Origin of the sequence: Paraflavisolibacter caeni, from assembly GCF_025628885.1 — a bacterium.
Classification (GTDB): Bacteria; Bacteroidota; Bacteroidia; order Chitinophagales; family Chitinophagaceae; genus Flavisolibacter; species Flavisolibacter caeni.
On sequence record NZ_JAOTIF010000004.1, the window covers coordinates 50788 to 65946 of the forward strand.

At 42.4% G+C, this 15159-nt stretch carries 10 protein-coding genes; 6 read left to right on the top strand and 4 right to left on the bottom strand.

Annotation, left to right across the window (positions count from 1 at the left end):
- Positions 1-35 precede the first annotated feature (35 nt).
- The 3 genes from OCK74_RS07885 to OCK74_RS07895 form a co-directional block, all read right to left on the bottom strand.
- The gene (locus tag OCK74_RS07885) at positions 36-1403 is read right to left on the bottom strand and encodes a vanadium-dependent haloperoxidase (protein WP_279296476.1); all 1368 of its coding nucleotides are present in this window, start codon (positions 1401-1403) and stop codon (positions 36-38) included.
- Between the two features lie 143 nt (positions 1404-1546).
- Entirely contained in the window at positions 1547-3592 is a 2046-nt protein-coding gene (locus tag OCK74_RS07890) for a kojibiose hydrolase (protein ID WP_279296477.1), read from the bottom strand.
- 287 nt (positions 3593-3879) lie between these two features.
- Positions 3880-4788 carry an AraC family transcriptional regulator gene (locus OCK74_RS07895; RefSeq protein ID WP_279296478.1) on the bottom strand — a complete coding sequence of 303 codons (909 nt, stop codon included), beginning with the start codon at positions 4786-4788 and terminating at the stop codon, positions 3880-3882.
- Positions 4789-4936: 148 nt separating this feature from the next.
- Here OCK74_RS07895 and OCK74_RS07900 point away from each other — a divergent pair, with 148 nt between their 5' ends.
- Entirely contained in the window at positions 4937-6415 is a 1479-nt protein-coding gene (locus OCK74_RS07900) for a xylulokinase (protein WP_279296479.1), read from the top strand.
- Positions 6416-6497: 82 nt separating this feature from the next.
- Positions 6498-7826, top strand: coding sequence for a xylose isomerase (xylA, locus tag OCK74_RS07905; RefSeq protein ID WP_279296480.1), 1329 nt, complete (start codon positions 6498-6500; stop codon positions 7824-7826).
- A 382-nt stretch (positions 7827-8208) separates the two neighbouring features.
- Here xylA and OCK74_RS07910 read toward each other — a convergent pair whose 3' ends face one another.
- Positions 8209-8583 carry a hypothetical protein gene (locus OCK74_RS07910; protein WP_279296481.1) on the bottom strand — a complete coding sequence of 125 codons (375 nt, stop codon included), beginning with the start codon at positions 8581-8583 and terminating at the stop codon, positions 8209-8211.
- Positions 8584-9071: 488 nt separating this feature from the next.
- Here OCK74_RS07910 and OCK74_RS07915 point away from each other — a divergent pair, with 488 nt between their 5' ends.
- From OCK74_RS07915 to OCK74_RS07930, 4 genes are all read left to right on the top strand, one after another.
- Positions 9072-11075: an ABC-F family ATP-binding cassette domain-containing protein gene (locus OCK74_RS07915; protein ID WP_279296482.1), complete on the top strand. Its 2004-nt coding sequence runs from the start codon at positions 9072-9074 to the stop codon at positions 11073-11075.
- Between the two features lie 336 nt (positions 11076-11411).
- A complete protein-coding gene (gene leuC, locus OCK74_RS07920) occupies positions 11412-12815 on the top strand; it encodes a 3-isopropylmalate dehydratase large subunit (RefSeq protein ID WP_279296483.1) in 1404 nt (467 codons plus the stop codon).
- Positions 12816-12855: 40 nt separating this feature from the next.
- Positions 12856-13452 (top strand): 3-isopropylmalate dehydratase small subunit, encoded by a 597-nt coding sequence (gene leuD, locus OCK74_RS07925; RefSeq protein WP_279296484.1) that lies wholly within the window; start codon positions 12856-12858, stop codon positions 13450-13452.
- Between the two features lie 114 nt (positions 13453-13566).
- On the top strand, positions 13567-15144 hold the full coding sequence (locus OCK74_RS07930; protein WP_279296485.1) for an alpha-isopropylmalate synthase regulatory domain-containing protein: 1578 nt from the start codon (positions 13567-13569) through the stop codon (positions 15142-15144).
- Positions 15145-15159: the final 15 nt, after the last annotated feature.

Sequence of the window (15159 nt, forward strand, 5' to 3'; positions counted from 1 at the left end):
TCATTCAATTATAATTCGATTTCATCATTATCAACTCACCATTGTGCCCGAACCTGCTTGCTTGCAAACATTTTACTATCGGCATCATTTTTCATTTTTAACTTCTCTACAATATACGTACCGATCTGTTTTCCTTCCTGATTACCATTGACAATATCCGAGCGGAAGTGAATGCCTCCATAAAGGCGGGATAATGATGCTTCCCAAGCTGCATCCCTGAATGATTTAAAAGTCATATCATTAATTCCGAATTCTCTTAGAGAAGAGTCTCTATAAACGAATTGATCGCCAAAATAATGAGACATTACCTCGGCAGCAGCAGCGGAGATCACTGAGTGTCCGCTTGTATATGAGGGGAAGGGAGGTGTTTGAATATATGGCCTCCAGTCGGGGTTGATATATTTATTGATGACGGTTTCAGGACGGATGCTATTGTAGCTGAATTTTGTTTTCCAGCAGGAGATAAATCCATCAAACAAAGCGATGGATGTTTCCGCATAAGCCGCTACTGTGGAATTGAAATCTGCCTTTGCTTTTCGTGCTGCGATGCCTACGATGTTCATCCAATGCCCTGGAGGAGAGAATTTCTTTGTTGCAAACATCATGTGTCCGCTAACGTTTAGCTTAAAAGGATTGTCATCGAAAAAGTCGGCAACATGTCTTTGTTCTTCTGTTAAGCTGTCGCCGGTATTTTTAACCTCCATTACTTCTTTATAATAAGGACTGTTTTTATACATGTCAAATTTGGGAGGTGGTGGTGACTGGAATTGCGAGCATGTATCCAATACAAGTGGTCGAATGTCACACCAGTGTGGCTCCAGGGCCTGGGCATAAGCAGGAGGAGTAGGGATCCATCTACCATCTTCAGTGGTCACAGTAAACTTTTCAGCACTGCGTGTTTCAGCATATTTGTCGCCCTTACTCCATTTCAATATTGAAGCAGCTATGGTATCTGAAAAAGCAACTGTGTAGTTCAGTATGTTTTCAGGCATACCAGCGTCTGAAGCCTGTTCCTTTAGTTCATTGTAATAGTCCATCAGAACACCTTCCGGGAAGGTAACCGCATTGCCCACTTTGACAAATGCTAACAAAGCCGCCAGGTTAAAATCTATATTCTGGCCAGCTAGTGGTCTTGGCATGGGCGGGAGGTGTTTGATTTGTCCTGATAACGAATGATAATTGCTATCACCGGCAGCGATGCATTCATAAGCCGCGATGTTGGCATATGCATAATTTCGGGAGGCAATTACAGGAGGAAAGTTGTTTTCCAGGACAACATCGTTCAGTCTTTTGACTGTTTTACAGTACAAAAGCGGATCGCCAGTGAACTGGTGGTAATCTTTTTGTTGTGAACAGGACAATAAACCTGTTATGACGAGGCAGAGATAGAAATAAGCCTTCATATGGTTAAAGCAATTATTATTTAGATGTTACATTGTTTTGGCAGCCTTTCTAATCGCTCTACAATTTAACTTTAATTGATCATTTTAACTAGTATTAGACAGACCAAATATTTAAGTGACCTGTTGCATATTCGTTGAATAATTTAGTCCTGCACCCTGCGGAAGGTTTTCTTATCCGGACCTACACCTGTTATCGTAAGGCTTTTCCAATTTTTTGGTAAAGCCGATTTAATTTGCCTGATGCCCTGGGGTGTGATTTCAATGCCACCAAAACCCATAATTACAGATTGCAGAATGCCGCCAGCCCCTGTAGCAAAATACGGATTGGTACCGCCCTTGGTTTCCGCAATAACCCGGAAAGGCGGGTTCAGGTTAGGAATGTACGCATCTTTGAACCAGAAATAGGCTTTGTCGCTATTGCCCAATCTTGCATGTAATAAGGAAAAAACTCCCTGTGTCATGGCAGGAGTGCCTTCAGTAGGCACACGCGTTTCGTAATATTCCAGGTCTTTTTTGATTTGATCTGCATTTGTAATTTCTTTTAAGGGATATGCCAGCAGATTCACATCGGCTTGTTTGATGCCCTCGCCTTTATAGGAGGCATGTTCTTGTGTAACTCCATTGTCCAACTTTAAAATGGGAATATTTTGAGCTACATGCAGCCAATCAGGATTGGCCTGTATTCCCAATATGCCGGCCGCTTGAGAAGCATATTGCAGGTTCGCTTTAGCTGCTGCATTGGTGAAGGCGTTGTTGTCTACGTTTTCGGCCCATTCGTCGGCGGCTACAACATTTTTAATATCATAGTGGCCTGGGCTGTTTCTTTCTACCCGGCTTGTCCAAAAGTCGGCTGTTTCCTTTAAGATTGGCCAGCCTTTTTCTCTTAACCATTGCTTATCCTGTGTTACCTGGTAATAGTTCCAGGCAGCTATAGCAACATCAGCAGTAATGTGGTGTTCAAATGGACCGCTTAAAGCCCAGACCGGAGTTTCTTCCACACCTGTTTCAGCACTTTCCCAAGGGAACATGGCGCCTTTGAATCCTTTTGAGAAAGCATTACGTTTGGCTGCTTCGAGACGTTGGAACCTGTATTCGATCATACTCCTGGCCAGTTCGGGGCGCATTACCAGCAAAGCCGGGAACATCCACAATTCTGTATCCCAGAATACGTGGCCGTTATAACCTAGTCCGCTTAAGCCCATAGGGGAAGGAGAGAGGGCGGTACCTGGCCTTACAAAGGAATACAAATGGTAGAGCATACTGTGTACATCTTGCTGAGATTGATCATCACCTTCTATTTTGATATCACCTTGCCAGAGGTCATCCCAGGCTTTCTGATGAAACTGAAGCAAACGTTCACGTCCTTCCAGTTTAGCGTAGATGGTCAGGCGTTCAGCCTCGTTGAGGGGATCATCGTGGTGGGCAGATGTTATGGAGGAGCCTGCTACCGAGTAAGTATAAGTTTCACCGCTTTTCAATTTCCTGTTGAACTTCATCAGGTGCAAGTTATTGTCCCACATTTCATGAATAACCCTGGGTTCCTGGCCGTGCGGTTCGGTGAAAATAAAAGTATTAGAGGCACACATCAGTAATTTGCCGGTAGGACTTTTAGCAGAAGATGTCAAAAGACTGATCACAATATGGGGGCGATCGATCTCATTGTAATAGTTTTCTACATCACGTAGGGCATCCGGGGCTTCCATGACACTACTACCGGTAAAGGTTATGTCTTTTTTGGCGGTAATGGAAACGTCCATTAAAACTGTGAAAGGCAAATGCCGCAGTGAGTAGTATGTATAGGTAACTGTTGCTTTATCTTCAAAATCAAACGATGTGGTAAAGCGAGCATGCTGCATATCCAGTTCTTGTTTGAGGTTTGAGGTGTTGCGGTTGCTAATTCTTTTACCATCGATATCAAGGTACATGTTCAAAAGATTGAAACTACGAAGGAAGTTACTGACACGGCCCCTGCCGTACTGGTCATAGGCGCCTGCCAGCACTACATCTTTTACCTTTAATGGTTCGGGAGAAGAAACGATCCCGATCATGCCATTCGCCACGGTGACACCATAGTAATTAGCTGGATTGATGCTATCGGCTTTGATGATCCATGGGTCAATTGGTTGGGAGAAGGTTTTGAAGGAGATCAAGAAAATAATTACGAGTGTACAGGCTTTCAATACTTTCATATTCAAACGTTGAGTAATCAGTACTAGTTTATGGCTTCAGCAGAGCTAAAGGTACGTTATTAAAACAGAGAATTCAATGGGTATCGGTGAGGGTTAGGAGGAAGTGAAATTTGCATTTTCATGCTTTATCCTGGGCTTTGATAGGGCTTTGGTATAGAGTAGACAGGGAGTTCCTATGCAGTTAGACAGCAGTAAGGTCTCTATAAGGTCTCTATAATGTCTCTATAATGTCTCTATTAGGTCGGGGGAGGAAATGTAAAATGTGGCATCAAAAGGTATAAAATAAATCAGGAGGTCAGGCTTCTGATTTGTTGGTTAATTTCCAGTGTTTCTTTCATTTTAGTAAGTTTATTATTTACTAGTTCTTTCCTGTAAGCAGAGGGGGTTAGTCCTTTTACTTTCATAAACTGGCGGTTAAAGTTAGCTACGGAGTTGTAGCCGCTATCGAAACAGACATCCAGTATGCTTTGCTCTGTGGTGAGCAATAGTTTACATGCGTGGCCAATCCGGATCTCATTTACAAAATCTATATAGGTTTTGCGTGTACGTTTTTTAAAATAATTGCAAAATGCAGGGATCGTCATTCCGGCGATATCGGCCAGTTCTGCTAATTGTATTGGTTGCCTGAAATGATCCATTGTATATTGGAAAATGCGGTCGATGCGGTCCCGGTCTCTGGGATTGAGTTCTTTTATTTCCTGTGTTGAAACAGTGGTGTATTCTTCTGTTTCCGACATTAATGCAAGGCATTCCAGTAAACTGAGGATACGTCGAAAGCCTTTTTCCTTTTCCAGGGAAAGAATCATTTTGCCCAATTGACTCTTCATTTCACCGGAAAATTTTACACCATGTGCGGCTGTTTTCAAAAGCTTACTGATCAACTTGCTTTCTGGTAATTGCAGTAATTCCGGGCCCCAGAAATCTTCACGAAAATGAACAACCACAGCGCTTACAACCATGTCCTCATTGTTCTTTTGAAAGGTGTGAGGAAGGTTTGATCCTAAGAAGAATACATCCCCGGCCTCAAATTCACCCACATAGTTTCCAATAAAGCTCATACCTGCCCCTTCCGTAAAGAAAATCAATTCATACTCCAGGTGCTGGTGCCAGGGTACTTCAAATAAAGGCGTACGGTGGGTACGTGCCACAAAAGAAGTATCACCAGAAAGCGGAAGTTTCTCAATTAAAGGCTTCATAATACGATATTAAGTTCATCAGTAGTGTAAAAGTAGATAAAAATATTAAAATCGTATCAGTAATCATTAATAGAGTAGTTGTTGAACGGAAAAGTTGCTGTTAACTTGCATTGCTTTTAAAATCTAAACCTTCACTAAAAATCTAACGATGCTTTTACTCGGTATAGACGTAGGCACCTCTTCCATAAAAGTTTCTGTAGTTGATGCACAAACCAGGCAGTGCGTTGCATCTGCCCAGTATCCCGAAACCGAAAGTGATATTAAGTCCCTTCAGCCAGGTTGGGCTGAACAAGCGCCACAAATGTGGTGGGAACATACCCAGCAGGCTTTTCAGAAAGCTAAGACCAAGGGTAACTTCGATCCTAAGCAAATTGCTGCCATTGGGATCGCTTATCAAATGCATGGATTGGTGGTTGTGGATAAGGACGGTGAAGTGTTGCGTGATTCAATTATCTGGTGTGACAGCCGTGCTGTGCCTTATGGTGAAAAAGCTTTCCAGGCAATAGGTTGTGATACCTGCTTAAGCAGCCTTTTGAATTCTCCCGGCAATTTTACTGCTGCTAAGCTGGCTTGGGTAAAAGATGCTGAGCCCCAGGTTTACGACCGTATTTCAAAAGTGATGCTGCCTGGCGATTATATCGCCTTGAAACTAACAGGGGAAATAACCACCAGCGCATCTGCACTTTCGGAAGGCGTTTTCTGGGACTTTCAAAAAGATGAAGTCTCCCGTGCGGTCATGTCATACTTTGGATTCAAGGATTCTTTTATTCCAACAGTAAACCCGGTATTCTCTGAGCATGGAAGGTTGCAAAAAGAAGTCGCCCAACAATTAGGGTTAACCGAAGGTATACCGGTAACATATAAAGCAGGCGACCAACCAAACAATGCTTTATCGCTGAATGTGCTGCAACCTGGTGAAGTAGCTGCCACAGCCGGTACATCCGGGGTGATCTATGGTGTCAGTGATCAATTGACCTATGACCAGCAATCACGCATCAATACCTTTGCTCATGTAAATCATGCACCTGATCAAAAGCGGCTGGGCGTATTGTTGTGCATCAATGGTACCGGAATTTTAAATCGTTGGGTGAGGGATGTAGCAGCTCCTGGCATTTCTTATGCAGTAATTGACAGAGAAGCTGCAGACATAATGCCAGGCAGTAATGGACTGACCATACTTCCTTTCGGCAATGGTGCTGAGCGGATGTTGAATAATAAAATTGTTGGCGCCCAGGTAAAAGATATTGATCTGAATATCCATACACGCGCCCATATTTTCCGTGCCGCCCAGGAGGGCATTGCTTTTGCTTTCCGTTATGGTCTGGATATCATGAGAGAGAATGGGATGAATCCAGGAGTGATCCGTGCGGGAAGGGCCAACATGTTCTTTAGTCCTGTATTTACTGAAGCCTTTGTGAATGCAACAGGCGTACCTGTGGAGTTATATGCAGCTGATGGTAGTGTTGGCGCGGCCATAGGTGCCGGAATTGGCGCCGGAGTTTTCAGTGAGCGGGAAGCTTTTGATGGGATCAAGCCATTGCAATTAATTGAACCGGGTAATGCGGAGTTGTATGATGAATTGTATGTTGGTTGGAAGAAACACCTGATCCAAGCCCTTGGGCAATAGCAGCGCGTTGACTAAAAGATATCATAAGCGATTCAAATTTTAATATTATAAACCTCAATTTCTAATCTATAAATTCAATCACATGTCTGTATTATTAGGTGCGCAAGAGTACTATAAAGGCATTGGGCAGATCAAATATGAAGGGCCCCAGAGCGACAATCCACTGGCCTTCCGCTGGTATGATGAAAACAAAGTAGTAGCGGGCAAGACTTTGAAAGATCACTTCAAGTTTGCCTGTGCTTACTGGCACTCTTTCAACGGCAATGGTTCAGATCCCTTTGGAGCTCCCACTCACCTGTTTCCATGGGAAAGCATCCAGGACCCCATTGAAAAGGCAAAAGCCAAGATGGATGCAGCTTTTGAATTCATTACCAAGATGAACCTTCCTTACTACTGCTTCCATGATGTGGATGTTGTGGACTATGGTAATGACATTGTAAAAAATGAGCAGCGTCTGCAAACCATGGTGGAATATGCCAAGGAAAAACAAAGGCAGAGCGGTGTGAAACTTCTGTGGGGTACTGCTAACCTGTTCTCCCATCCAAGATACATGAATGGAGCTGCCACCAACCCTGATTTTCAAGTACTCAGCCATGGTGCAGCACAAGTGAAAGCTGCTTTGGATGCTACCATTGCACTGGGTGGTGAAAACTATGTATTCTGGGGTGGTAGAGAAGGCTACATGAGCCTCCTGAATACCAATATGAAAATGGAGCAGGAAAACCTTGCCCGCTTCCTGCATGCCGCAAAAGATTATGCACGCAAGCAAGGATTTAAAGGCACATTTTTTATTGAGCCTAAACCAGCAGAACCTTCCAAGCACCAGTATGACTATGACTGTGCTACTGTGATTGGCTTTTTGAACCAATTTGGTTTGCAGAATGACTTCAAGATCAACATTGAAGTAAACCATGCTACTTTGGCCGGCCATACGTTTACACATGAATTGCAGGTGGCTGCGGATCATGGTATGCTGGGTTCTATTGATGCCAACCGTGGTGATTACCAGAATGGCTGGGATACTGACCAATTCCCGAACGACCTCAATGAAATTACAGAAGCCATGTTGATCTTCCTGCAAGCAGGTGGATTGCAAGGCGGCGGTGTGAACTTTGATGCCAAGATCCGCAGGAATTCTACGGATAATGCAGATCTGTTCTATGCGCACATTGGTGGTATGGATACGTTTGCAAGAGCATTGGTGACAGCTGATGCCATTTTGCAAAAGTCAGAATACAAGAAATTCCGTGAGGATCGTTATGCATCTTACAATAGTGGTAAGGGCAAGGAATTCAGGGAAGGCAAGCTGACACTGGAAGACCTGAGGTCTTATGCTGTAGAGCAAGGAGAACCTGCGGTTATCAGTGGCAAACAGGAGTACCTGGAAAACCTTATTAACAGGTATATCTAATCGTTGTTTATTGTTTAGTTGAATAAGGGGCCGCCTCAGTAGTATGAGGCGGTCTTTTTTATTCTATCCCAAAAGGGCTGCAATAGCCCGACCAATTGCCAGGGCTAATAGAAAAAGCAATACTCCGTAAATTATACGCACTCTTCTCTTATAGGTCGCATTTTTAGAGTAGTTATTATCCATAGAATTAAGATAATAACGGATAAGATTAAATGCAAATCTATTGATAAACCAATGTTTGAAAAACCAGGAAATGGCCTCTCTTTATTCGGTTAGGTGATGGATATACCATTTTGGATAGGTGATTTCCATTATAGATAGAAGCTAAGAGGCTCACAAAAAATAAGGGCCAGCGTTTGCCGGCCCATAATATTCTTTTCATTTAGTAACCTTTGGGAGCCATTTGTTTTTCTTTCATCTTCTCTTCGATCAACCCCTTGTAGGTTGTTTGTTGCTCAGGTGTAAGGAATTCAAACAGCTTGCTTTGCTTTTCTTTTTTCAAAGCCATCTTTTTTTCTTTTTGAGCATCCTTACTTAAAGTAGCATCCTGCATCACTTTATCAATCTTGGCATCATACTCTTTGCAAAGAGCATCATACTTTTCGGTTTGCTCAGTAGTTAAATTCAATTCATCCTTAACCTTTTTATTCCATTCAGTGCGTTCTTTATTTATATCTTTTACATCTTTCTGTTCCTGCGCTATTGCTGCGGTTGCTACCATACCCATAATGATAAATGATAACAATAGTTTTTTCATGTCAAAAAATTTAAATGATAAAAATGGGCACTTGGATTAATAAAGTTGTAGTATTCACTATGGCAGAAAATGAAAAAATGGTGCCAGTTGATTTTTTGTAGAGCTTACAATAGGATGAATGGATTATCCTGTTAAACATTTCATTTTTACCCCCATACAATTATTTGTATGAATGGTAAATTGAAAGGAAACCTGAGTTTACACCCAATATCCAGCTGGGAAGAGCCCGGTCGGACACCAAGCTGTTCAATTTGCATTTTAAATTTTACCTTCGCAACTTTCAGGGCTGTTAGCTCAGTTGGTTTAGAGCATTACCTTGACATGGTAGGGATTACTGCTATGTATTTTAATCTTTTTTGCTAAAATTCAGGCTGGGGAAGGAAGCTAATTTAATAATCCCCTAACAACCAATTCCTGATCTCATTTTTATCTCATCTGCCAGTCATTTACTTTTGCAGCTTTATTTTATTCATTAAATCTAAGAAGCTGTGCTTGCAGGATTACAAAATGTTACGTTTGAGTTTGGAGCCAGGGCCATTATTAAAGAAGCGACATGGCATATTCATCCACAGGAGCGTATAGGATTGGTTGGGTACAACGGGACCGGGAAATCTACTATTTTAAAATTATTGGCGGGGGAGTACCTGCCTTCGGCAGGGACAGTGGAAAGAAGCCGCAGCACCAGTATTGGCTACCTTCACCAGGACCTGTTGAGCTTTAGCACCAGTGAATCCATTCTGCAGGTAGCACTGCATGCTTTTGATAAAGTGAAAGCCCTGGAAAAGGAAATTGAAAGGCTGACCAAAGAACTGGAACACAATGCAACAGATGACATGCTGTTGGAGTACAGTGATAAACTGCACCAGTTTGAGGAGGCCGGCGGCTATACCGTTGAACACAGGACTGAAGAAGTACTACAAGGGCTTGGATTCAGTAATGATGATTTGAAGCGTCCTTATAAGGAATTCAGCGGGGGCTGGCGTATGAGGGTATTGCTGGCCAAGATGATCCTGCAGCAGCCTGACCTGCTGTTGCTCGATGAGCCTACCAACCACCTTGACCTTCCTTCCATCGAATGGCTGGAAAAATATCTGCAGCATTATAAAGGTTCTGTAGTGATTGTGAGCCACGATAAGTTTTTCCTGAATCGCATGGTGAAGAAGATCGTGGAAGTATATCAAAAAGAATTGCACATTTATAATGGCAACTATGATTTCTATGAAACGGAGAAGGAGCAGCGTGTAGAATTGCAGCAGCGTGCTTTTGAAAACCAACAGGAATATATCCGGCAGCAGGAGCGCTTTATCGAACGTTTCCGGGCAAAAGCCACCAAAGCGGCACAGGCCCAGAGCGCTATTAAAAGGCTGGAAAAGCTGGATAGAATAGAAGATGTTGAAATTGAAAGACCTGATATCCGCATCAATTTTACGATTGATAAGACGCCGGGTAGAGTGTTGGCAGAGTTAAAACATGTTTCCAAGCACTTCAAGGATATTGAAATTTTAAGAAATGCGTCTGCCGAAATTGACCGGGGAGATAAGATTGCTCTTATTGGGGCGAATGGTAAAGGGAAATCCACTCTTTTGCGGGTTGTAGCCGGAACAGAACCAATTGAGGGTGAGCGCAAATGGGGGCACAATGTGGATGAAGCTTTTTATGCCCAGCACCAATTGGAAGCCCTTAATGTCAATAATACCATCCTGGATGAATTGAAGGAAGCGGGTTCTCAAAAGACAGAATTGGAACTCCGGACCATTTTAGGATGCTTTTTGTTCAGCGGTGATGATGTAGATAAAAAAATTAAAGTATTGAGTGGGGGCGAGAAGGCGAGGGTGGCCCTGGCAAAGACCATCATCAGCAAGGCAAACTTTTTATTGCTCGATGAGCCTACCAACCACCTTGATCTCCATTCCACAGAATTGCTCGCAGATGCCTTGAACCGATATTCCGGAAGTTATTTGCTGGTGAGTCACGATCGATACTTTATTTCCAAAACTGCCAATAAGATCTGGGAAATTGTAGACCATGAGATCAAGGAGTTCAAAGGCAGTTACCAGGAATGGGTAGAGTGGAAGGAGCGAATGAGTTCTGAGGCGAAAGTGCAAAATCCAAAACCTGAGAAAGGGACAGTCAATAAGGATGCAGGAAATAGAAATCCGGAAGCTGGCAATAAGAACAAAGCCCCGGAAGCGGAAGTAAATCAAAATATTGTTGAAGCCGGAAAGCCTGTCAATAAATCGGTTCAGTCCGTAGTCAAGAAGGAGTTGCAAAAATTGCAACGTCAATTTCAAAAGCTGGAGGAGGACATTGCGCAGGCCAATAAAACTAAAGCAGAATTGGAATTGCAACTAGGTGCACCGGAAATTTATGCTGACAGACAAAAGTTCATTCAAACCGAAGAAAAATATAAAGAAATCACCAGTCGTCTTGTTCAGCTCAATCAAACCTATGAGCAGACTTTTGAAAAGATGATGGAGCTGGAAGAGCAATAATGTTTACTTTGTTATTTGAAGAAGCCTCTTGATGATCCGTTTATTAAGGGGCTTTTTAATATGACGCTCTATTCGGTTGAAAAAGAGATCAGATAGAAAAAATCGATCTATCTGTATAAAAACAATCATTGTTTTTATACAGCAGCCAAAAGCAGGCATTTCCTTTAAAAACGTGGATTTGGGAGGTTAAAAGCCGGGCTGGATTGTCAGAATATCTTAAAAAGATTGGTAACGAGGTTATAAAATTCAATAAAATGCGGAATTTTCGCTTAGATTTTAGGAATTTCGCGTAAAATTTTAAAAATTCAGTAAAGAAACCCCTTAAAGTATTTAAGTATGAGCAACACGCCAAGCACCTTGTTTGATAAAGTGTGGGATGCACACGTGGTTCGAAAAATAGAAGATGGGCCAGATGTATTTTTCATTGACAGGCATTTTATCCATGAAGTTACCAGCCCAGTGGCTTTTCTTGGTCTGCAAAACAGGGGTATCAATGTAATGTTTTCTGAACGCACATTTGCTACCGCCGATCACAACACACCAACTATTAACCAGCACCTTCCGGTAGAGGATCCGCTTTCTGCCAACCAGTTGAAAGCCCTGGAGCAGAATTCTGCAAAATATGGTATTTCGCATTGGGGTCTTGGTAATCCTAAAAACGGTATTGTGCACGTTGTAGGACCTGAAAATGGTATTACGCTCCCTGGTATGACCATTGTTTGTGGTGATTCTCATACATCTACGCACGGCGCTTTTGGCGCTATTGCTTTTGGTATTGGTACTTCTGAGGTAGAGATGGTACTTTCTTCCCAGTGTATCATGCAGCCTAAGCCCAAGAAAATGCGTATTAATGTGAATGGTGCTTTAAACAAGGGTGTTACTCCTAAAGATGTTATTCTTTACATTATTTCAAAATTGACTACGGCAGGTGCTACCGGATATTTTGTTGAATATGCAGGTGATGTTTTCGAGAACATGAGCATGGAAGGTCGTATGACTGTATGTAACATGAGTATCGAAATGGGTGCACGCGGTGGTATGATTGCTCCGGACGAAACAACATACGCTTACATTAAGGGTCGTGAGAAAGCTCCTCAAGGTGAAGCCTGGGATAAGGCGTTGGCATACTGGAAAACCTTGAAAACGGATGAAGGTGCTTCTTTTGATGTTGAATATAATTATAATGCAGCTGATATCGAACCCATGATCACTTATGGTACCAATCCAGGTATGGGTATCGGCATCACCAAGAATATTCCCCTGTCTACAGAAGTAGAAGGTGGTAAATCCACTTATGAGAAATCATTGAATTACATGGGCTTCCATGAAGGAGAGCAGATGCTTGGTAAAAAAGTTGACTATGTGTTCATTGGAAGTTGCACCAATGGCCGTATAGAAGACTTCAGGGCTTTTGCTTCAATTATTAAAGGCCGTAAGAAGGCTGATAATGTAACAGCATGGATCGTTCCTGGTTCTCATATTGTTGAACGTCAAATTAGAGAAGAAGGCATTTTGGATGTTCTCACTGAAGCTGGATTCCAATTACGTCAGCCTGGTTGCTCAGCTTGCCTGGCTATGAATGATGATAAAATTCCAGCCGGCAAATATGCAGTAAGTACCAGCAACCGCAACTTCGAAGGCCGCCAGGGTCCCGGAGCCCGCACATTGCTGGCAAGCCCATTAGTTGCTGCTGCAGCTGCTGTAACAGGCGTTGTAACTGATCCAAGAGAATTCATCTAAATTTCAAACAATTATCCTTCTCACTCTAACAAAATAAATAATGGCTTACGATAAATTCACAGTTCTTAAAAGTACGGCAGTGCCGATGCCGATTGAAAATGTTGACACTGACCAGATCATTCCAGCTCGCTTTTTAAAAGCGACTAAGCGTGAAGGGTTTGGTGATAACCTTTTCAGAGACTGGCGTTATAATGTGGACAATACACCCAAACAGGATTTTGTGTTGAACAATCCTATCTATTCGGGTGAAATTTTAGTTGGTGGTAAGAACTTTGGTAGTGGTAGCAGCCGCGAACATGCCGCCTGGGCTATTTATGACTATGGTTTTCGTTGCGTAGTATCCAGCTTTTTTGCTGATATCTTCAAGAACAACTCATTAAATATTGGCATTTTACCAGTACAGGTTAGTCCGGAGTTTTTGGACAAGATCTTTACTGCCATTGAAGCAGATCCTAAAACTGAACTGGAAGTAAACCTGCCAGAACAAACCATTACCATTGTAGCTACTGGTGAAAAAGAGTCTTTTGATATCAATGGTTATAAAAAGCATAACCTGATGAATGGTTTTGATGACATTGATTATTTGCAATCAATGAAGGCTGAAATCGAAACATTCGCAGCAGGCCGATTATATTAAGAATTCAAATTCTGCCACGGTTACATAGACTTCTTTTCCACTTTGGGAATAGAAATCATTGTATCCGTGGCTTTTTTTAACACCCTCATCATTTCGTAAAATATTTTAGGTTCTATGCAAGCAGTTATTCAACTGGATAGCAAACAACAACCTGTTCAGCGTAATTCTAACACAAAGTCGCCACGCCATATTGAAATTATGGATACCACCCTGCGTGATGGCGAGCAAACCAGTGGTGTGTCTTTTTCTGCCTCCGAAAAGCTCACCATTGCACAACTGTTGTTAACGGAAGTAAAGGTTGACCGCATCGAAATAGCCTCTGCCCGGGTGTCGGAGGGAGAATTCAAAGCTGTTAAGAAAATTACGGAATGGGCTTCAGCAAATGGGCACCTTGACCGCATAGAAGTACTCACATTTGTGGATGGTGATACCTCTGTAAACTGGATGTTGCAGGCTGGAGCAAAAGTAATGAACCTGCTTACCAAAGGTTCGCTGAATCACCTGACCCACCAACTAAAGAAAACTCCTGAACAACATTTTGAAGACATTGCTAAGGTAATTGCGCTTGCCACATCCAAAGGATTGCAGTGTAATGTTTACCTCGAAGACTGGAGCAATGGAATGCGCAATTCGAAGGAATATGTGCTTCAGTTTATCGACTTTTTGCAAACACAACCAATCAAGCGGGTCTTGCTCCCCGATACACTGGGTGTATTGATACCTTCCGAAGTATATCAATATATCCTGGAATTAACTTCTGCTTACCCGAATCTTCATTTTGATTTTCATGCTCATAATGATTATGACCTTGGTACGGCCAATGTTCTTGAAGCTGTAAAGGCTGGAGCGCACGGTTTGCACCTGACCATTAATGGTATGGGGGAAAGAGCCGGAAATGCACCTTTGGCGAGTGCGATTGCAGTGTTGAATGATTATGTAAAAGAGGTAAAAACGTCGGTTGTTGAAAAGTCGTTGTATTCGGTCAGCAAACTGGTAGAAACCTTTTCCGGATTCCGGATTTCTGCCAATAAGCCAATTGTAGGCGAAAATGTTTTTACACAAACAGCTGGAATTCATGCAGATGGCGATAAAAAGAACAAATTATACTTTAATGACCTGATGCCCGAACGTTTTGGAAGGGAACGGAAATATGCACTGGGCAAAACGAGTGGTAAAGCAAATATTGAAAATAATTTGCAACAGCTCGGCATTCAACTTTCTGGAGAAGATCTTAAAAAGGTTACTCAGCGTATTATTGAACTGGGTGACAGGAAAGAAGCAGTTACCCAGGCAGATCTTCCTTACATTATCTCAGATGTTCTAGATAGCGATACCATTAGAGAGAAAGTGCATGTAGAAAATTATGTGCTGACACACTCTAAAAATCTAAGACCTTCTGTTACGCTGAAAATCAGCATTGAAGGCGAGTCATTTGAAGAGCATGCACAAGGTGACGGTCAATATGATGCCTTTATGAATGCCCTGAAAAAGGTGTATACACAAAAAGGCCTGGAATTGCCCACACTTACGGATTACGAAGTGCGCATACCTCCTGGTGGTAAATCTGACGCACTTTGTGAAACCATTATAACCTGGAGTTTCAGTGGTAGAGAATTCAAAACAAGAGGACTCGATAGCGACCAGACAGTTTCTGCGATTCAAGCGACACAGAAGATGCTGAATCTGATATAAGCAACATTGTTTAAT